Origin of the sequence: Variovorax sp. MSC1_012, from assembly GCF_023667525.1 — a bacterium.
In the GTDB taxonomy this organism is placed as follows: Bacteria; Pseudomonadota; Gammaproteobacteria; order Burkholderiales; family Burkholderiaceae_C; genus Variovorax; species Variovorax beijingensis_B.
The window spans coordinates 5,126,412-5,146,144 of record NZ_CM174443.1; the positions used below are offsets into that span (position 1 = coordinate 5,126,412).

Annotated in this window: 17 protein-coding genes and 1 tRNA gene; 12 read left to right on the plus strand and 6 right to left on the minus strand. The window is 64.1% G+C overall.

What is annotated here, in order from left to right:
• From L1081_RS24105 to L1081_RS24115, 3 genes are all read left to right on the plus strand, one after another.
• Nucleotides 1-1,122 carry an AAA family ATPase gene (locus tag L1081_RS24105; RefSeq protein ID WP_489414402.1) on the plus strand — a complete coding sequence of 374 codons (1,122 nt, stop codon included), beginning with the start codon at nt 1-3 and terminating at the stop codon, nt 1,120-1,122.
• Nucleotides 1,113-3,689: a DUF5682 family protein gene (locus L1081_RS24110; RefSeq protein ID WP_489414403.1), complete on the plus strand. Its 2,577-nt coding sequence runs from the start codon at nt 1,113-1,115 to the stop codon at nt 3,687-3,689. The genes L1081_RS24105 and L1081_RS24110 overlap by 10 nt, the downstream gene beginning before the upstream one ends.
• Nucleotides 3,690-4,254: 565 nt before the next feature.
• Nucleotides 4,255-5,025 carry a hypothetical protein gene (locus tag L1081_RS24115; protein WP_489416862.1) on the plus strand — a complete coding sequence of 257 codons (771 nt, stop codon included), beginning with the start codon at nt 4,255-4,257 and terminating at the stop codon, nt 5,023-5,025.
• Between the two features lie 198 nt (nt 5,026-5,223).
• On the opposite strand, the gene L1081_RS24120 is transcribed toward L1081_RS24115, so the two are convergent.
• The 5 genes from L1081_RS24120 to L1081_RS24140 form a co-directional block, all read right to left on the minus strand.
• On the minus strand, nt 5,224-6,261 hold the full coding sequence (locus tag L1081_RS24120) for a nucleotidyl transferase AbiEii/AbiGii toxin family protein (RefSeq protein WP_489414404.1): 1,038 nt from the start codon (nt 6,259-6,261) through the stop codon (nt 5,224-5,226).
• Nucleotides 6,258-6,959: a DUF6088 family protein gene (locus L1081_RS24125; RefSeq protein WP_489414405.1), complete on the minus strand. Its 702-nt coding sequence runs from the start codon at nt 6,957-6,959 to the stop codon at nt 6,258-6,260. The genes L1081_RS24120 and L1081_RS24125 overlap by 4 nt, the downstream gene beginning before the upstream one ends.
• A 305-nt stretch (nt 6,960-7,264) precedes the next feature.
• Nucleotides 7,265-8,494, minus strand: coding sequence for a phage integrase central domain-containing protein (locus L1081_RS24130; protein WP_489414406.1), 1,230 nt, complete (start codon nt 8,492-8,494; stop codon nt 7,265-7,267).
• A gap of 175 nt (nt 8,495-8,669) precedes the next feature.
• Nucleotides 8,670-8,744, minus strand: a tRNA-Arg gene (locus tag L1081_RS24135).
• Nucleotides 8,745-8,796: 52 nt separating this feature from the next.
• A complete protein-coding gene (locus L1081_RS24140; protein WP_489414407.1) occupies nt 8,797-9,033 on the minus strand; it encodes a hypothetical protein in 237 nt (78 codons plus the stop codon).
• Nucleotides 9,034-9,346: 313 nt separating this feature from the next.
• On the opposite strand from L1081_RS24140, the gene L1081_RS24145 reads away from it, so the two are divergent.
• The 4 genes from L1081_RS24145 to L1081_RS24160 all read left to right on the plus strand — a co-directional run bounded on the left by L1081_RS24145 (nt 9,347) and on the right by L1081_RS24160 (nt 13,417).
• The gene (locus L1081_RS24145) at nt 9,347-10,372 is read left to right on the plus strand and encodes a Bug family tripartite tricarboxylate transporter substrate binding protein (protein ID WP_489414408.1); all 1,026 of its coding nucleotides are present in this window, start codon (nt 9,347-9,349) and stop codon (nt 10,370-10,372) included.
• Between the two features lie 114 nt (nt 10,373-10,486).
• Complete coding sequence (locus L1081_RS24150; protein WP_489414409.1) at nt 10,487-11,014, plus strand: tripartite tricarboxylate transporter TctB family protein; 528 nt, start codon at nt 10,487-10,489, stop codon at nt 11,012-11,014.
• 21 nt (nt 11,015-11,035) lie between these two features.
• Nucleotides 11,036-12,565, plus strand: coding sequence for a tripartite tricarboxylate transporter permease (locus L1081_RS24155; RefSeq protein ID WP_489414410.1), 1,530 nt, complete (start codon nt 11,036-11,038; stop codon nt 12,563-12,565).
• 15 nt (nt 12,566-12,580) lie between these two features.
• On the plus strand, nt 12,581-13,417 hold the full coding sequence (locus L1081_RS24160; protein WP_489414411.1) for a cytidylate kinase family protein: 837 nt from the start codon (nt 12,581-12,583) through the stop codon (nt 13,415-13,417).
• Nucleotides 13,418-13,430: 13 nt separating this feature from the next.
• Here the strand turns inward: L1081_RS24160 and L1081_RS24165 are convergent, their stop codons facing one another.
• A complete protein-coding gene (locus L1081_RS24165) occupies nt 13,431-14,039 on the minus strand; it encodes a Crp/Fnr family transcriptional regulator (protein ID WP_015867259.1) in 609 nt (202 codons plus the stop codon).
• 156 nt (nt 14,040-14,195) lie between these two features.
• Between L1081_RS24165 and oxc the strand changes: the two genes are divergently transcribed.
• From oxc to L1081_RS24190, 5 genes are all read left to right on the plus strand, one after another.
• Complete coding sequence (oxc, locus tag L1081_RS24170) at nt 14,196-16,025, plus strand: oxalyl-CoA decarboxylase (RefSeq protein ID WP_489414412.1); 1,830 nt, start codon at nt 14,196-14,198, stop codon at nt 16,023-16,025.
• 30 nt (nt 16,026-16,055) lie between these two features.
• The gene (gene frc, locus L1081_RS24175; RefSeq protein ID WP_309951359.1) at nt 16,056-17,333 is read left to right on the plus strand and encodes a formyl-CoA transferase; all 1,278 of its coding nucleotides are present in this window, start codon (nt 16,056-16,058) and stop codon (nt 17,331-17,333) included.
• 71 nt (nt 17,334-17,404) lie between these two features.
• Nucleotides 17,405-17,842 (plus strand): PAS domain-containing protein, encoded by a 438-nt coding sequence (locus tag L1081_RS24180; protein ID WP_319439519.1) that lies wholly within the window; start codon nt 17,405-17,407, stop codon nt 17,840-17,842.
• Nucleotides 17,842-19,092: a formyl-CoA transferase gene (gene frc / locus L1081_RS24185; protein WP_319427679.1), complete on the plus strand. Its 1,251-nt coding sequence runs from the start codon at nt 17,842-17,844 to the stop codon at nt 19,090-19,092. The genes L1081_RS24180 and frc (L1081_RS24185) overlap by 1 nt, the downstream gene beginning before the upstream one ends.
• A gap of 253 nt (nt 19,093-19,345) precedes the next feature.
• The gene (locus L1081_RS24190) at nt 19,346-19,729 is read left to right on the plus strand and encodes an HAD family hydrolase (RefSeq protein ID WP_489414413.1); all 384 of its coding nucleotides are present in this window, start codon (nt 19,346-19,348) and stop codon (nt 19,727-19,729) included.
• Nucleotides 19,730-19,733 lie beyond the last annotated feature (4 nt).

Below are 19,733 nucleotides of genomic sequence, written 5' to 3' on the forward strand. Positions count from 1 at the left end.
ATGAGCATCGGCACATCACCGTCTTCTTCCCCCGCGACCCAGGCCGTGCGCCTTGCCCCCGAGGCGCGCTATGCGGACGAGCTCGCGCGGCTGCATGCGGCCGACACCGATGCGCGGCCCACCGGATGGAAGCTCTCGCCGCGCGCGGTGCGGCGCTTCATCCTCGGCGACGAGAAGCTGCAGGTGAGCCGCAAGTTCTACGGCGACGATCCGCTGGTCGACCGCGCCATCGTGACGCTCATGGGCCACCAGGGCCTCATGCTGGTGGGCGAGCCGGGCACCGCGAAGTCGCTGCTCTCGGAGCTGCTTGCAGCCGCCGTCAGCGGTGATTCGGGCCTCACGGTGCAGGGCACCGCCGGCACCACCGAAGACCACATCAAGTACAGCTGGAACTACGCACTGCTGCTGGCCGAGGGGCCGAGCCAGCGTGCGCTGGTGCCTTCTGCGCTCTACCAGGCCATGCGTGCGGGCAAGCTGGTGCGCTTCGAGGAAATCACGCGCTGCCCGCCCGAGATCCAGGACGTGCTGATTTCGTTGATGAGCGACAAGCAGCTCATGATTCCAGAGCTGGGCGACGATGCCCGGCTCTATGCACAGCGCGGCTTCAACATCATTGCCACGGCCAACCTGCGCGACCGCGGCGTGCACGAGATGTCGTCCGCGTTGAAGCGCCGGTTCAACTTCGAAACGGTCAAGCCCATCCGGGACCATTCGTTCGAAGTCGAACTGGTGATGGCCCAGCTGAAGCGCGAACTCGACGGCGGCGGCGAGTCGCCGGTCGAGGTGCCGCACGACGTGGTGGCGCTGCTGGTTACCACCTTCCAGGAGTTGCGCGCGGGCCAGACGCAGGATGGCACCGCCATCAAGGGCCTCGATGCCGTGATGTCCACCGCGGAGGCCGTGAACGTGGCTTATGCGGCGGCCCTGCAGGCGCGCCATTTCAACGGCGGCCGGCTCACCGTGCGCGAGATCGCGGGCCAGCTGCAGGGCGTGGTGTTGAAGGACAGCACCGACGATGTGAAGCGCGTGCGCCACTACTTCGACACCGTCGTGCGCGAACGCGGCAAGCGCGACGCGCAATGGAAGACCTTTCACGACGCGGCGCGCGCGCTGTGGCAGTAGTTGCAGAAACCGGCAGCGTTCTGCCTGCCGGGCTGGAGGCCGCGCGCGGCCGGCTGTTCGGCGAGGACGGCGAGGGCGTGTTCTTCGTGCCCGTGAGGCACCACAGCCCGGCCTGTGCATTCGCATTGAGGGCGCTGCTGCGCGAGGTCAGGCCGGCGGCTGTGCTGATTGAAGGACCGGACGACCTCAACGCACTGCTGCCGCTGCTGCAGCACCCGCAAACCATTGCCCCCGTTGCATGGCTGTGCCAAAGCACCCGGCAGGTTCCGGTCGATGACCCCGACTCGGAAGAGAGGACGCGCACGGAATCGCGCACGTCGTTCTTTCCGTTTTGCGACTACAGTCCCGAGTGGATTGCGGTGCGCGAAGGCGCGGCGCTCGGCGCGCGCCTGGGGCTGATCGATCTTCCCTGGAGCGACAAGGCCTGGCATCGCGACGAAGGCGACGACGGTGAGGGCGACGAAGGCGATGCACGCGACGCAGCGCGCAGCCTGATGGAAGAGCGCCATTTCGCGCACAGCCGCTACCTCAACGCCATGGCCGCCCAGCTCGGCTGCGTCGACCATCAGGAGCTGTGGGACCGCCTGTTCGAACTGCGCACGTCGGCCACTCTCGGCCACTGGCGCGCCTTCTTTTCCGACGTGTTCAGCTGGTGCGCCATGGCGCGGCTCGACTATGAGCCCGAGGTGCTCGAGGCCGAGCTGAGCCTGCCGCGGGAGCGCCACATGGCGGCGCACATCCGTCGCTGGCGCAACGAGGTCGAGGGGCCGATCGTGGTCGTCACCGGCGGCTTCCACACACTCGAGCTGGTCAACCAGTGGCAAAAGGCCAAGCCCTCGAAGGTGCCCGCCGGCAAGGACGCACCAGACAACGCATGGCTGATCCGCTACAGCTTCGAGCGGCTCGACGCGCTCAACGGCTATGCCTCGGGCATGCCGTCGCCCGGCTATTACCAGCAGGTGTGGGAACGCCTCGAGGCCGGCGAGGCCGACCCCTTCACCGCAGTGGCGCTCGACAGCCTGACCCGCTTTGCGCGCCAGACCCGCGCGCAGGACGATGCCGATGCGGTGTCTACCGCACTGGTGCAGGCCGCCGCCGCGCAGGCCATGCGGCTCGCGGCGCTGCGCGGCAATGCCGGTCCGGGCCGGCAAGACCTGCTCGATGCAATCCGCTCCTGCTTCATCAAAGGCGCCATCGACGAAGGCACGCGCGGCTTTACCGCCGACCTGCGCAACTTCTTGAGCGGCACGCGCATCGGCGACGTGCCGCCTTCGGCAGGCTCGCCGCCGCTGATCGAGGACGCGCGCAGGCTCGCCCGCCAGGCCGGCGTGCGGCTGGACGACAGCACCGCGCGCATAGCGCGGCTGGATCTCTATCGCAAGCCGTCGCACCGCGAGCGCAGCCGCTTCTTCCATGCCATGACATACCTCGACACGGGGCTCGGCACCTGGCTCGCGGGCCCGGATTTTCTTGGCAACAGCCGTTTGCATTTGCTGTTCGAAGAGTGGCGCGCCGCCTGGTCGCCGCTGGTGGAGGCGCGGCTGATTGAACTGGCGGGCGATGGCGCAAGCGTGGAGGCCGTCTGCATGGCCAAGCTGCGAAAGGAAGAGATCGCGCTGTCCGACGAGGGCCGCGGACGCAGCGCGAGCGCGGCCGTGGCGCTGTTGCTGCGCGCCTGCCTGGTCGGGCTGCAGTCGCGCCTGCCCCAGCTGCTCTCGATGCTTTCCACGCACCTCGACGAAGATGCCTCGCTCGGCTCGGTGGTCGAGTGCGGGCATCGGCTCGTCACGCTCTGGCGTGCGCGGGAGCCGCTGGGCGTGCAGCAGCATCCGCAGCTGCGCAGCCTGCTGGATCGGGTATGGCCCGCGGCGCTGTTCCTGCTGCCCGATGTGGGCGGGTGCCCAGAAGAAGGTGAGGCGGGCGCGGTGAAGCAACTGCTTTCACTGCGCGAGCTTGGGCGCCTGCTGGCCTCGCTGCAAGGCGAACCGCGGGAAGCCGGTGACGGTGCCATCGACCTCGACCTGCTGCGTACGCAACTCGAACGATTCGCGACCGGTGCGTCGGCCGCGCCCGCGGTGGCCGGCGCTGCTTCGGCCCTGCTGTACCTCGATGGACACTGGGAAGAGAACGCGCTCGACACCGTGGTGCGGCAACGCTTCGGCGCGGGCGCACAGCCGCGCGAGGCGGTACGTTTTCTCAACGGGGTGATGGCCGCAGCGCCTGAACTGCTGCTGCGCCTGCCTGCGCTGCTCGAAGGCCTCGACGGCCTGGTGCAGGGTTGGGACGCCGAGGCTTTCGTGGCGCATCTGCCCGATCTGCGGCAGACCTTCACGCGCCTCAAGCCGCAAGAGACGTCCGACCTGGCCGGCCGTATTGCCGCGCTGCATGGCATGGGCGAAACGGAGGGCCAGGCGCTCTACCAGATGCACTACGAAACCACCGAACAAGACCTGCACGAAGGCGCGCAACTGCAACTCGCGCTGGTCGAGTGCATGCGCCGCGACGGGCTTGCCGCGTGGCTGGCGGCCCCAGAGCACAAGAAGAACAACATCGAGAGCGCGACATGACCATCGATCTCCAGACGCTCAAGTGCGGCGAATGCGGCAGCAGCGCGGTCAACGCATCGACCTGAACCAGCACGCCTGCCAGCATTGCGCCTCGGTGACGTTGATGGAAGACAACGTTTCTGCCACCTGCCACAAAGCGGCTGGAAGGTCGGCAGCGTCGCCCAGCGCTCGGAATCGCCTGCCTTAGTGCGCCCTCTCGGGGGGCATGGCCACCAGACTGGTGGCCGGAGGATCCGGCGTAATAGTCCGATGAAGGCCGCCCTTGCCTGATGCGCAGGCTGCAGGAAGCATCTGATCCGAATCGCAGACCCGCTTGGAGGTGTGCGCTGGAAGGTGACCCCGCGGGCTTGTGCACCGTACCGCACTCAGACCAAGGGGAAGGACGAACGCGGCGTCGGCTACGTCAAGCGCAGCGCCATTGCCGGACATCGCTTCGCTTCGACAGAACACCTGCAGGGGGCTGCACTATCGCTCGCACTTCTTGGACGCTGTGGCGGTGCTCTCGCCTATGCAAGGCAATTACCATGCGACGGCGATATTGCATGCGAATTTTCAGAGGAGGTCTATGAGCGCCGAAGCAGAAAAAGAACCCGTCAAGCCAGCGAGCCAAGAACCAAGATCGATTCCATGGTCCGGAATTCTCAAAGCCGCCGCCGCGATTGGTACGGCAGTGGGCGGATATCTCGTGCATCTCTCCGGTTCAATCAGTCACCGGAACTATGTGTACGAATGGGGACTCGACTCCGGCTTGTTCCCGCTATCAACGGAGGCGACCTTCATCGAGGGCTTCTATGCTTTGATTGATCGACTTGCCAAGATTCAGACAACAATCTGGAGCGGAGGCTCGCGTATCGCGATTGCTGCTGTCTTGGTGCTAACCGCGCTGCTGTTCGCGCGCCAATGGATGGACCGGAAATTCGCAAACACCTCCGTGCCGAAGCCACCAGCGTGGATGTTCAAATGGCCAGGCGATCTTTTGCAAAGTTTCATGGTTTCGACAATCGTCGTTCTCGCGCTGCAGCTCCCGATTGCCGTTCTCGTTCTTCTCATGGCCGGTCCAGCCGCATTTGCAGAGACGGCGGGACAAGAGGCGGCAAGACGGGAGCTGGTGAAATTTCAGAAGGGGTGCGATGCAGACGTTCGGATGCGCTGCATGGAACTGCGCAAAGGCAGTGACGTTGTGGCAAAAGGCTTTCTCATCACAAGCTCGCCAACCCATATCGCGATCTATGACGTTCAGATGCGAGCTGCCCGTGCATTGGAGCGCGGTGGCACCGAACTAAGAAGCGAGATCAAGCCAGCAGCCCCGGTCGCCGCCAAAGCAAGCGCGCCGTGAGCCCGCAGCAATAAGCCGCTCCTGCGGCTTCACCGAAGTTCTCTCCGCCAGGCATTGATCGTGCGATGCCGCGTTGAGTGAGGCTCCGCTTTCTCCTTCCGATATTGAGTTCTACGAGTGTGAACCCTGCCACGGGCGCAAGGCGGCTCAACGGGCAAGCGATGCGTCGTCGTCATCGCTTCCGCGCTGCGCCGATGCCTAGGCATCGACGGCATCTTGTGCTTTTTGAACGCTGGCAAGAACCTCGTCCAGGGCGGGGACCGGTCCGAAAATCATCCCGGTCATCGCGTCATAGTCGCGCTGTAAGGAATCCATCATGGTCGCAGCCGGGAGCAGCGTGAAGCTACCCGCCTTGGCCGCCTCAAGACCCAGATCGGGGCTGCCGAAGAACAAGCGCGCATGACGAGCGCAATCTTCAGCCAGCGCCTTGTCTGCCAGCCATTGCGGCGCCTCCTTCGTTTGCATCAGGCGATGTACATCGTAGTAATGACGCGAGACACGCTGTCCACCGTGACGCAAGACACCCCGGCGCTCATGCCATTGATAGAGACCGTGAAGGATCGTGATCTTGTCCCAGAAGGTCCGTTCCGGTTTCACAGTCACGACGTTGGAGACTTCCAGTTCTTGGTCTGGGAGGTCATCATCGACATAAGGGCGCAGCGTTGCCGGTGTGTGCGGATCAAGCGCCGATTTCGCGCCAGCTTCAATCTTGACCGCCGATCGGATGTAGTCCCCCTCTCGGGTCGTGACCGCCGGATACCAAAGAAGCAGACTCTGCCCGTCCGCGTCATCCGGGTCTCTCTCAAGTCTGAAACGGCCATCCGGAATGCTTGCCGCCGCGCGCGCCTGCAATTGCGAGAAGAAGGGGCCGTCGATATAGGTCCGGCAGGCGTCACGGATCTCATCGAGTCGCGCACGGCGCTTCTTGCCGCTCATGGCCTCAAGCTCCGCCACGTCTACGTCCTGCTGCAAGTCTTCACGGAACACCGTGATGTCGATGTCCTCAGAGAACCGCGAAATCAGGCCGAAGGCTTTTGAAAGCGATGTTCCGCCTTTGAAGAGAAGGCGCGGACCGCCGGGCTCCAGCCCGTTGAAAAGCGCATCGAGCGTCCAGCAAACCCAGAAGTCTTTCTCGACGTTCTGGACGGCGGTGCCAAGGCGAGCCGCCGTGCCAAGAAACAGATCGCGACGCTCTTCGTCGCTGGCCGCGATGACTGTCTGATAGGCCTCGTTCATTTCGCGCCTGCCGGTATGTCGTTGTGCGATTTCTGTTTGGCAGGCGTTGGCTTGCTACTGCTTGCCGCGTCCGGCGTGAGGTCCAGAAGGGGCCGTAGGTAATCTTGCATCCAGATTGGAAGCGCGCTGAATCCTTGCGTCAGATCATCGCGAATGGCATCGCCGTGCGTCTTGTCAGTCAGAAGCCTGCCGATCTTTTGCCGGATATGGTCGCTGTCCGAAGACAACGTGTCCTTCAGCCAGTGCAAGGCTTGCACTAGACGCATGGCCGGACGACCCGCCCAGTACAACCGGCTTGGCGCGCACAGCTTGAATTCGATCAGCAGTTTGTCGAGTTGGATGGAGCGGCGACGGGTGTCGGTATAGATAGTGACGTGAGCAGGGACAGCATCGGTCAGGCCCAAATCGTTCGCGGCAGTCATGCCGTCAACCAAGATGCGCAGATTGTCACGACGGGCAATCGCGTCAATGATGGCCCGGTAGTCCGGGGTTGTCGTGCGCTTGGTGAGCCTGTTGGTGACTGGCTTGTCGTAAAGCCCCCGGTCAATGCGGCGGAGTTGGTCACGCAAGGTCATGCGCTGCAAGGTCTTGTCGATGACATCCCGGGAGCCAAGCTGCGCGAAGTCGGCCGGAACCCAGACATGGCCGGGGCCGGAAGCGTCAATCAGCGATGAGATACGAGCCGCGATGTCGGACATAATCAACTCCTGTCCGAAAAATATATACATTTTTCGGACATAAGTCAAATTCAATTGTCCGAAATTCACATACATTTTTCGGACAATCTGAGGGCGCAAACGGGTCCTCCAGCGTTCTTTGGCTCCATTGCCGCCTTCAGGTATGCCCGCTCGAGACTGGATGCAGCCGGTCGTTGAGCTGCCACGGGATGGGGGGACTGGCGCAGAACAGGCACTCGCGAGATGGCTTGCCACAGACTGCGGTGCATTTGCACGATGTCGTGGCACTCATCTAGCTGGCTTGGCAGGAGCGCGCGGCCTTGGCGCTATGTCATCTGGCGCGGCTTCAAGGGAATCACGTCGGCACCGATGCGCAGCTTGTCCAGGTAGTCCGCCCAGCGCTGCATCATTTCCCGGCGCGCGGGGAGATGTGCGGTGCGGTTGTACGCACGACCGTTGGCATCCTTGACCGTGTGGGCAAGCTGATGCTCGATGAAGTCCACGCGCTCGCCGAGCACCTCGTCCATGATGGTCCGCGCGGTTGCCCTGAAGCCGTGGGCCGTGTGGACTTCGGCGCTGTAGCCCATCCCGCGCAGGGCGGCATTGATCGTGTTCTCGCTCATCGGGCGTTCACCCGTCCGTATGCTGGGAAACACAAATCGTCCATGGCTTGTGGTCGGGTGGAGGTTCCGCAGAATCTCCACCGCTTGGGTTGCCAGCGGCACGACGTGATCGATCTTCATTTTCATCTTCGGGCCGGCGATGCGCCACTCGGCCGCGTCCAGGTCGATCTCAGCCCATTCCGCGGTGCGCAATTCGCCAGGCCGGACAAACAGCAGAGGGGAGAGCTTCAGCGCGGCAACGGTAGTGGGGTGGCCGCTATAGGCATGGATCGAGCGCATCAGGTCTCCGACTCGCTTGGGCTCGGTAATGGCGGCGAAGTGCTTGGTCGCTTTCGAGGCCAGAGCTTCGCTCAGATCGGCGGTGACGTCCCTCTCTGCCAGTCCTGACACCACTGCGAAGCGAAACACCTGCCCGCAAAGCTGCTTGACGCGGTGGGCGGTATCGATAGCGCCGCGTGCTTCCAGCTTGCGGACAACCCGCTCCAGAATGTCGCGCGGACCGATGGTGGAGATGGGCATCTTGCCGATGAAGGGAAACACGTCCTTCTCGAGCCATGTCTTGACCTTGAGCTGCGTTCCACTCGCTCGTTTGGCCGCAGTCTTTCCGAGCCACTCGCGCGCAACCGCCTCGAACGTATTCGCCGCTGCGTCGGCTCTGGCTCTCTTTTCTTCGCGCTTGGCCGCGCTCGGGTCGGTCCCGTCCGCCAGCAGCTCGCGGGCGGCGGCGCGGCGATCCCGGGCTTTGGCCAGCGAGACCTCGGGGTAGGTTCCCAGCGCCAGCGTTTTCCGCTTGCCGGCGAAGGTGTAATCCATTCGCCAGTATTTCCCGGCCGTCTTCACCAGCAGGTACATGCCGGCGCCGTCGGCATATTTGTCGCCGTTGGCCTTCCCGGTGGGCTTCACCTGCCGAACAAACGTGTCTGTCAGCGCCATCTCTACTCCTTAACGGTATCTCGTCACGGGGATTTCCGGGATACCGGAAAAAATGACGGTATTTCCGGGCGATGAGATGCTACGCCGCGTGTCGTCGCGAGGCAAAGAAAAACCCGCTACGCCTAGGGAGCGTGCGGGTTTCTGATGTGGGGTGAGACGCCGTGAACCGGGTCCTTGGTGCCTTCGACAGGAATCGAACCTGTATCTGAGTCTTAGGAGGACCCCGTTCTATCCATTGAACTACGAAGACGGAGGGCGGCCCGGACTTTACCAGTTCGGCGCGCCGCCGCGCATCGGCCGGCTCAGCGCAGGCCGATGCGCGAGGCGTGCCAGCGCAGCACGTCGGCGCGCAGCGGGTCGGTGGCCTCGATGCGGTTGGCGCGCACCTGCAGCGCGCGCATCTGCTCGACTTCCTCGATCACCTTGCCGGGGCTGAGCAGGGCCTGAACGAGCACGCTGGCCTCTTCGGCGAGCGCCTTGAGCGCGCCAGCCAAGCCAACGGATGCGCTCGCGCTGGACGATCGGTCAAGGGTAGACATACGGGAACTCCTGGGATTCGTTGGTCGGGAAATAACCGTCATTTTAGGGTTTACCCGAACCCCCTGGATGCAAGGAAAAAAGCGCACGCCATCGGTGCTGTTGCATGCGTTCGTGCGCAGGCCGTTTCCCCTCGAAGGCTCACAGGCCAGGCCCCGCTCGCCGGCCGCTCGGCGCGGGCTAACCCCAAGACAAAATCTTGGAAAAGTTGACCATGGTCAAGCAGGCTGAGTTCTTCCTGCGCGCACCATCGCCCCTGTTCGCATCTCGGCTCAGATCCACCAAAAAAAGAGCGCACCTTACACAGGAGACAACATGATGAAGAACTTCTTTTCGCGCACCCGCGCTTGTCGGGCCAAGGTCTTCACCGCGGCCATGTTGGCACTCGCGGTGGCCACACCAGCCTCCGCATGGGAGCCCACCAAGCCGGTGGAGTTCGTGATCCCGGCGGGCACTGGCGGCGGCGCCGACCAGATGGGCCGGCTGCTGCAGGGCATCGTCATCAAGTACAAGCTGATGAAGGAACCGCTGATCGTCGTCAACAAGTCAGGCGGCGCGGGGGCCGAGGGCTTTCTTGCCGTGAAGGAAGCCAAGGGCGATCCGCACAAGATCATCATCTCGCTGTCCAACCTGTTCACCACGCCCATGGCCACCGGCGTGCCCTTCAACTGGAAGGACATGACGCCGGTCGCGATGATGGCGCTCGACCAGTTCGTGCTGTGGACCAATGCCGAGCAGCCGTACAAGAACGCCTCGGAGTTCATCGCGGCGGCCAAGGCGGCGGGCCCGAGCAAGTTCAAGATGGCCGGCACCGGCTCCAAGCAGGAAGACCAGATCATCACGGTGGCGCTGGAGAAGGCCACCGGCACCAAGTTCATCTACGTGCCGTTCAAGGGCGGCGGCGAGGTGGCGGTGCAACTGGTGGGCGGGCACGTGCAATCGACGGTCAACAACCCGATCGAGGCGGTGGCCCAGTGGCGTGCGGGCAAGCTGCGCGCGCTGTGCGTGTTCGACGACCAGCGCATGCCGTTCAAGGCCAAGGTGACGGAGACGCAGTCGTGGAACGATGTCCCCACCTGCAAGGAAGCCGGCGTGCCCACCAAGTACACCATGCTGCGCGGCATCTTCATGCCCGCCGGCGTGACGCCCGACCAGCTCGCCTTCTACGTGGACCTGCTGACCAAGATCGCCGCCACGCCGGACTGGAAGGAATACATGGAGAAGGGTGCCTTCAACCCGACCTTCATGACCGGCGACGCGTTCACCAAATGGCTCACGGAAGCGGAAGCCACGCACCGCACGCTGATGACGGAAGCCGGCTTCCTGGCCAGCAGCAAGTAGCAATTACCGAGCGTCGCGCGGCGCTCCTTGCCTGACGAGACGGCCGCCCGCGGGGTGGCGGGCGGAGCGCTGCACTTTGGGTTTCACGGCATACACACGAACGATGGGGACTCCATGGAGCACGAAGAGAATTCAGCAGACGGTGGCCCGGTGCGCACCGGCGTAGCGACCCACGTGGTCGAGTCAGTGGTCGCACTGGTCCTGGTGGCCATCGGCCTGGTGGTGATCTACGAGAGCCAGAGGCTGGGCTCCGGATGGACCAGCGACGGCCCCGGCGCGGGGTACTTTCCCTTCTACATCGGCGTGATCATCACGATCTCCGGCGCCGGCATCCTGTACCAGGCATTGCTGGGCAAGAACAGGAAGACCGAGGTCTTTGTCGACTCGGTGCAGCTCAAGCGCGTGCTGTCGGTGCTGCTGCCGGCCACGGTCTACGTGGGGGCGATCTCGCTGCTCGGCCTCTATGTGGCATCGGCGATCTACATCGCGCTGTTCATGGTGTTCCTGGGCAAGTACTCGTGGGTGAAGAGCGTCATTGCGGCGCTGGTCGTCAATACGGTGTTCTTCTGCATGTTCGAGGTGTGGTTCAAGGTGCCCCTGTTCAAGGGCGCACTCGATCCCCTCCGGTTTCTCGGCTACTGAATCTCACGGAGCAAATGCGAAATGGATGAAATCAGTGCCCTGATGCAGGGCTTCTCGGTAATCCTCACGCCGATGAACATCGGCCTGATGTTCGTCGGCATCATCCTGGGGGTGCTGATCGGCGTGCTCCCGGGATTGGGCGGCGCCAACGGGGTGGCGATCCTGCTGCCCCTCACGTTCACGATGTCGCCGACCTCGGCGATCATCATGCTGTCGTGCATCTACTGGGGGGCGCTGTTCGGCGGGGCCATCACCTCCATCCTGTTCAACATCCCGGGCGAGCCGTGGTCGGTGGCCACCACCTTCGACGGCTATCCGATGGCGCAGCAGGGCAATGCGGGCGCCGCGCTGACCACTGCCTTCACCTCGTCGTTCGTGGGCGCGCTGCTGGCGGTGATCATGATCACGTTCCTCGCGCCGCTGGTGGCCAAGTTCGCGCTCAAGTTCGGCTCGCCCGAATTCTTTGCGGTGTACCTGCTGACCTTCTGCAGCTTCGTGGGCATGGGCAAGGGCTCGCCGTTCAAGATCCTGGCGTCGATGGCGCTCGGCTTCGCGCTGGCCAGCGTGGGCATGGACACGGTCACGGGCCAGCTGCGGCTCACGTTCGGCCAGCCCGAGCTGATGCGCGGCTTCGACTTCCTGATTGCGGTGATCGGCCTGTTCGGCATCGGTGAAATCCTGCTGTCGATGGAAGAGGGCCTGAAGTTCTCGGGCAAGAGCGCGAAGATCGATCCCAAGGTGGTGCTGCAGACCTGGAAGCAGCTGCCGCAGTACTGGGTGACCTCGCTGCGCAGCTCGCTGATCGGCATCTGGATGGGCATCACGCCCGGCGGTGCGACACCGGCTTCGTTCATGGCCTACGGCCTGGCCAAGAAGATGTCCAAGCGCGGCTCCAAGTTCGGCACCGGCCAGATGGAAGGCGTGGTGGCCCCCGAGACGGCGGCGCACGCCGCGGGCACCAGCGCGCTGCTGCCGATGCTGGCGCTGGGCATTCCGGGTTCGCCCACCGCCGCGGTGCTGCTGGGCGGCCTCCTGATCTGGGGCCTGCAGCCCGGACCGCTGCTGTTCGTCGAGCAGAAGGACTTCGTCTGGGGTCTGATCGCCAGCATGTACCTGGGCAACATCGTGGGCCTGATCGTGGTGCTGAGCACGGTGCCGCTGTTCGCTTCGATCCTGCGCATTCCGTTCTCGATCATTGCGCCGGTGATCATCGTGATCTGCGCCATCGGCGCCTACACGGTGCACAACGCGATGCTCGACATCTGGTTCATGCTCGGCTTCGGCGTGGTGGGCTACCTGTTCAAGAAGCTCGACTTCCCGCTGGCGCCGCTGGTGCTGGCGCTGGTGCTCGGCGACAAGGCGGAAGACTCGTTCCGCCAGGCCATGCTGGTCTCGCAGGGCGACGTGATGATCATGTTCTCGAACCCGCTGGTCGGCGGCATCACCACCCTGGCGCTCGTGCTGCTGTTCTGGCCGCTGATCTCCAAGGCGCTGGCTTTCGTCAAGCCCAAGAAGCCCGACGAGTTCGCCGTCGAGCGCCCCGTGGACTGAACGGAGAACAACGACATGCCAGTGATCGCACTCACCCAGGAGATGGGTTCCCTTGCCAAGGACGTGTCGCTTCGGCTTGCCGAAACGCTCGGCCTCGAGGTCATGCGCCACGAGACGATCGAGCGCGTGGCCGACCGCATGCAGGTGCCGACCAGCTTCATCGGCCGCCTGCGCGACGGCAAGGCCGGCTTTGTCGAACGGCTCACGGCCGACCGGCGCAGCCTTGCGCTCTACACGGCCGAAGAGCTCTTCGCGCTGGCCGACCGCGGCAACGTGGTGCTGCGCGGCTGGGGCGCGACCTGCCTGCTGCGGCCGGTGCCGCACGTGGTGTGCGTGCGCATCACGCGCTCGATGAAGAAGCGGGTCGAATGGCTGATGGCGCACCTCGAAACCGACGATGCCGAGTTTGCCGAAGCCGAGATCCGGCGCAGCGACGACGCGCACGCCGCGCGCATGCATGCGCAGTTCGGCGTGACCTGGGGCGACCCGGTGCTCTACGACCTGGTGCTCAACACGGACCGCCTCTCGGTGGACAGCTGCGTGGCGCAGATCCGCGCGCTGGTGGAGCGCCCGGAGTTTGCCGAGACGCCGGCCTCGCGCGCGCTCTTGGCCAACATGGCGCTCGCGGCGCGGGTGAAGTCGGCGCTCAAGGACAACGAGGCGACCGGCGACATCCGCGTGACCGTCGAGGCCGACCAGGGCAAGATAAAGCTGAGCGGCATCGTGCTCGATGCACAGGAGCGCGCGCTCACGCAGGAAGTGGCCTCCAAGGTCGACGGCGTAAGCGACGTCGACAACGCGCTGCGCCTGATGACGGTTCCGCGCCGCTTCGCGTCGGCCAAGCAGACCTGAAAAACGCGCTTGCCTAGATCTTTCCGCGTTTTCGCAGGCGGCTCAGGGTTTCCGCGGAGAGATTGAGATACGACGCCAGCTCCTTGCTGGGAATGCGGTCTTCCAGCTCGGGGTGCTTGCGCATGAAGCGGTGCACGCGGCCCGGTGCGTCGAGCAGATGAAGCGTGATGGTGTGCGCCATGATCTCGCTCATGCCGCGCATCACGCAGTACTCGAACAGTTCCTTGGTCTCGGGGTGGCGGTCCAGGAAAGCGATCCACTCCTTCAGCGGCAGGCTGGCCACGCGGGCCTTGGTGACGCAGACGATGCCGTAGGGCGTGGGCGTGCCCAGCCGCAGCGCCGCGTAGCTGGTTTCCATGTCGTGCGCATCGGCAAAGCGCAGGATCATTTCCTTGCCCTCGGGGTTGCTCACCACCCGCTTGAGGATGCCGTCGAGGATGAAGTACTGCTCCATCTCGCGCACGCCCTGGTGCAGCAGGAAATCGCCCTTGTTTCCATCCACGATGACGAGATGGGTTTCCAGCTCGGCGCGTTCGCTCTCGCTCAGGTCCTTGAGAAGGATGTTCTGCCGGAGCTGCGCGCGAATGATGTTTTTCTCCGGGTGGTTTTCCAACAGCGTCATGGGTCCCGTCTTGCTCGAATGCGCAACAACAACTTCTGGTTCATCTGGCCGGTGCCGTTTTCCGGAAAGTTGACCGAGGTCAACGCCCGAAAGCATGCCCCCGAATCATAGTCCCGGCTCGGGCCTCGGCCATTCAACCAAGCAAGAAGGAGAGACATGTCTTCAGTAAGAACGGACAAAGAGGCATCCACCACCCTGGACGACGCCCTCAAGCCCAAGAACAGGGCAAACGACGGCGATGCAGTCGTGCTGGCCCTCAAGCAGCCCACGGAGGAGGCATCGCCGGCGCACGAAACGACGATCGATGGCTTCCACCTGGTCATCGATGCGCTCAAGCTGAACGACATCGACACCATCTTCGGCCTGCCGGGCATTCCAATCACCGACCTCACGCGCATGGCGCAGGCAGAGGGCCTGCGGGTCATCTCGTTCCGCCACGAGCAGCATGCGGGCAACGCCGCCGCTGCGGCCGGCTTCCTCACGCAGAAGCCCGGCATCTGCCTGACGGTGTCGGCCCCCGGCTTCCTGAACGGCCTCACGGCGCTGGCCAATGCCACCACCAACTGCTTCCCGATGATTCTCATCAGCGGCTCGAGCGAGCGCGAGATCGTCGACCTGCAGCAGGGCGACTATGAAGAGATGGACCAGCTCGCGATCGCCAAGCCGCTGTGCAAGGCCGCTTTCCGCGTGCTGCATGCGGAGGACATCGGCGTGGGCATTGCGCGGGCCATCCGCTCGGCCGTGTCGGGCCGCCCGGGCGGCGTGTACCTGGACCTGCCGGCCAAGCTGTTCGCGCAGACCATGGACGCCGAAGCCGGCCGCCGCTCGCTCATCAAGGTGATCGATCCCGCGCCGCGCCAGATTCCGGCGCCCGACGCAGTCAAGCGTGCGCTCGACCTGCTCAAGGGCGCCAAGAAGCCGCTGATCCTGCTGGGCAAGGGCGCAGCCTACGCGCAGGCCGATGCCGACATCCGCGCGCTGGTCGAGAAGACCGGCATTCCCTACCTGCCGATGTCGATGGCCAAGGGCCTGCTGCCCGACACGCACGCGCAGTCGGCCGCGGCCGCGCGCTCCTACGTGCTGCAGGAGGCCGACGTGGTGATGCTGGTGGGCGCGCGCCTCAACTGGCTGCTCTCGCACGGCAAGGGCAAGACCTGGGGCCAGGACAAGGGCGCCAAGCAGTTCATCCAGATCGACATCGCGCCGACCGAGATCGACAGCAACGTGGCCATTGCCGCGCCGGTGATCGGCGACATCGGCTCTTGCGTGGCGGCGCTGCTCGCGGGCGTGGATGCCAAGTGGGCCAAGCCGCCGGCGGAGTGGACCGGCGCCATCGCCGAGCGCAAGGACAAGAACCTCTCGAAGATGGCCGTGACGTTGGCCGCGCGGCCATCGCCTATGAACTTCCACAGCGCGCTCAGCGTGATCCGCGACCAGGTGAAGGCGCGGCCCGATGCCATCGTGGTTAACGAAGGCGCCAACACGCTGGACTTCGCGCGCAGCATCGTCGACATGTACGAGCCGCGCAAGCGCCTGGACGTGGGCACCTGGGGAATCATGGGCATCGGCATGGGCTTTGCGGTGGCCGCCGCGGTGGTCACCGACAAGCCGGTGATCGCCATCGAAGGCGACAGCGCCTTCGGCTTCAGCGGCATGGAGGTGGAGACCATCTGCCGCTACAACCTGCCCATCTGCATCGTCGTGTTCAACAACAACGGCGTCTACCGCGGCACCGACGTGAATACGAGCGGCACGCCCGACGTGGCGCCCACCGTGTTCGTGAAGAACGCGCGCTACGACAAGCTGATGGAAGCTTTCGGCGGCGTGGGCGTCAATGCCACCACCGCGGATGAATTGCAGAAGGCACTGGCAGAAGCCGTGGCTTCGCGTCGTCCGACCCTCATCAATGCCGTGATCGACGAGACCGCCGGCACCGAAAGCGGCCGCATCACCAGCCTCAATCCGGCCACGGCCAAGAAGAAGTAAGCCTTTCCATTCAATCAGGAGATACGCAGCATGAGCAGCAACAACAAACCCCTCAACGGCATCAAGATCATCGACTTCACGCACGTGCAAGCCGGTCCGGCCTGTACCCAGATGCTGGCCTGGTTCGGCGCCGACGTGATCAAGGTCGAGCGCCCGGGCGCCGGCGACGTCACCCGCAGCCAGCTGCGCGACATTCCGAACGTCGACGCGCTGTACTTCACCATGCTCAACAGCAACAAGCGCTCGATCACGCTGGACACGAAGAAGCCCGAGGGCAAGGCCGTGCTGGAGAAGCTGATCCGCGAATCCGACGTGCTGGTGGAAAACTTCGGCCCCGGTGCACTCGATCGCATGGGCTTCACCTGGGCGCGCATCCAGGAACTGAACCCCAAGATGATCGTCGCCTCGGTCAAGGGCTTCAGCGACGGCCACCATTACGAAGACCTGAAGGTCTACGAGAACGTGGCGCAGTGCGCCGGCGGTGCCGCCTCCACCACCGGCTGGTGGAAGGGCGAGAACTCGGTGCCGACGATCTCGGCCGCCGCGCTGGGTGACTCCAACACCGGCATGCACCTGGCCATCGGCATCCTGACGGCCATCATCGGCCGCCAGCAGACCGGCAAGGGCCAGAAGGTGGCCTGCTCGATGCAGGACGCCGTGCTCAACCTGTGCCGCGTGAAGATGCGCGACCAGCAGCGCCTGGACAGCGTGGGCTACCTGGAGGAATACCCGCAGTACCCGCACGAGATGGACGCCTTCAAGGACAAGGTGGTGCCGCGCGGCGGCAACGCCGGCGGCGGTGGCCAGCCGGGCTGGATCCTGAAGTGCAAGGGCTGGCAGACCGACCCCAACGCCTACATCTACTTCACGGTGCAGGGCCACGCCTGGGACCCGATCTGCGACGCGCTCGGCAAGCCCGAGTGGAAGACCGACCCGGACTACATGACCCCCAAGGCCCGCCAGCCGCACATCGACCAGATCTTCGCCACCATCGAGGACTTCATCAAGGACAAGACCAAGTTCGAGGCAGTGGACATCTTCCGCAAGCACGACATTCCCTGCGCCCCGGTGCTGTCGATGAAGGAACTGCTGCACGACGAGTCGCTGCGCAAGAGCGGCTCCATCGTCGAAGTGCCGCACAAGGAGCGCGGCAGCTACTGGACCATTGGCAGCCCGATCAAGTTCTCGGACCTCAAGCCCGAGGTCACCGCCTCGCCGCTCCTGGGCGAACACACCGACGAGGTGCTGGCGGAACTGGGCTACACCAAGGAACAGATCGACAACCTGAAAGAAGCAAAAGCCGTGTAGCGGCTCCCCCGGCATCGCCCGTTCGAAGACGGGCGATGCCGGGAAATCGACTTGAAGCGCCAGAGGAAAACATGCAAGCGAACGTTGATTTCAAGCAGCTCGTCGAAGGCGCCGGCGACGCGATCATGGTGTGCGATGCGCAAGGGGCGATCACGCTCTGGAACCGCGCGGCCGAGCGCATCTTCGGCTTCACCGAAGCCGAGGCGCTGGGCCAGTCGCTCGACATGATCATTCCCCAGCGGCAGCGCCAGCGGCACTGGGACGGCTACCAGAAGACCATGGAGACCGGCATCACCAAGTATGGTGCCGACCTGCTGCGCGTGCCGGCCCTGCACAAGGACGGGCACACGCTGTCGATCGCCTTCACGGTGTCGATGCTGTTCTCGCAGAGTCGTGAAGTCACGGGCATCGTCGCCATCGTGCGCGACGAAACCACCCGCTTCGCCGAAGAGCGTAAATTGCGCGCTCGTCTGCAAGAAGCAGAGGCCACGATCAAAGGAGACAGCTGATGAGCAGCAAGGCACTTGAGGGCGTTCGCATCCTCGATTTCACCCATGTGCAATCCGGTCCCACCTGCACCCAGCTGCTGGCGTGGTTCGGCGCCGACGTGATCAAGGTGGAGCGCGCCGGCGAAGGCGACGCCACGCGCGGCCAGCTGCGCGACATTCCCGGCGTGGACAGCCTCTACTTCACGATGCTCAACCACAACAAGCGCTCGATCACGCTCGACACCAAGAAGCCCAAGGGCAAGAAGGTGCTCGATTCGCTGATCAAGACCTGCGACGTGCTGGTGGAGAACTTCGCGCCCGGCGCGCTCGACCGCATGGGCATCACCTGGGCCCACATCCAGGAACTCAACCCGCGCATGATCGTGGCGTCGGTCAAGGGCTTCGGCCCCGGCAAGTACGAGCACTGCAAGGTGTACGAGAACGTGGCCCAGTGCGCCGGCGGCGCGGCCTCGACCACCGGCTTCGAGGACGGCCCGCCGGTCGTCACCGGTGCGCAGATCGGCGACAGCGGCACCGGCCTGCACCTGGCGCTGGGCATCGTCGCGGCGCTCTACCAGCGCAACAGCACGGGCCGCGGCCAGCAGGTGCTCGCGCCCATGCAGGACGCGGTGCTCAACCTGTGCCGCGTGAAGATGCGCGACCAGCAGCGGCTGGAGCGCACCGGCACCATGCACGAATACCCGCAGTACCCCGACGGCAAGTTCGGCGACGCGGTGCCGCGCGCGGGCAATGCCTCGGGCGGCGGCCAGCCGGGCTCGATCCTCAAGTGCAAGGGCTGGGAGACCGACCCCAACGCCTACATCTACTTCATCACGCAAGGGGCGGTGTGGCCCGCGGTGTGCAAGGTCATCGGCGAGGAAGGCTGGATCGACGACGAGGCCTACGCCACGCCGGCCGCACGCCTGCTGCACCTGAAGCCGATCTTCGCGCGCATCGAGCAATGGACCATGACCAAGACCAAGTTCGAGGCCATGGACATCCTCAACCAGTACGACATTCCGTGCGGGCCGATTCTTTCGATGAAGGAAATCGCCGCCGATCCGTCGCTGCGCGAGACCGGCACCATCGTCGAGGTCGACCACCCCACGCGCGGCAAGTACCTGACGGTGGGCAACCCCATCAAGATGTCCGACAGCCCGACCGAGGTCACGCGCTCGCCGCTGCTCGGCGAGCACACCGACGAGGTGCTGATGCAGCTGGGCTACACGGCCAGCGACGTGGCCGCGCTGCGCGCGGAAGGCGTTATATGACCACCCCCGAAGCGGCTCACTTCGTGTAGGCGCCTCCCCCTCGAGGGGGCAACACCGGTGGCCCGGCGGAGCCGGTTCCACGGTGTTCCTGGTATTGGGGCGGGGGCGTTTGGGCGCTGCGGTATTGAACGGAATGCAGGGGCGTAATGCTTGCAAAAGGAGAATTGCGCCCTTTTATGTATAACTAATCGTGAATGCATTCAATAAAATAGTTTAACTATTATTTATCGATCATCGAATCTACATTTTGATCATGCCGATCCGCAAACAATTTGACGACCGGCATTCAATTTCTAGGAGAAATTTCATGATCGATGATTTGCCAATTCAATACTGGAGCAGCGAAACCGAGCGCAACGCCTACAACGCGGCGTTCTATGAATTGGGATTCCGCTGGCACTGGGACCGCGAAGTCTATTGCCAGCTGCTGCGCCAGAGCCAGGATGGCATCGAACGGATCTGCCATTACCTGCGCACCCATCAGCCGCATCTTCTGCGTGCCTACGACGCCAAATTCCTGGCCGAGGTGATCGAGCAGAAAAAGGAAGAGCATCAAAAGCGCGAGCTCGATGCCGGCGCCATGAAAAGGCGCTATTTCAACTGGGCCGAAACCCGCGGCGCCGAACTGGGCGCCTGAAAGC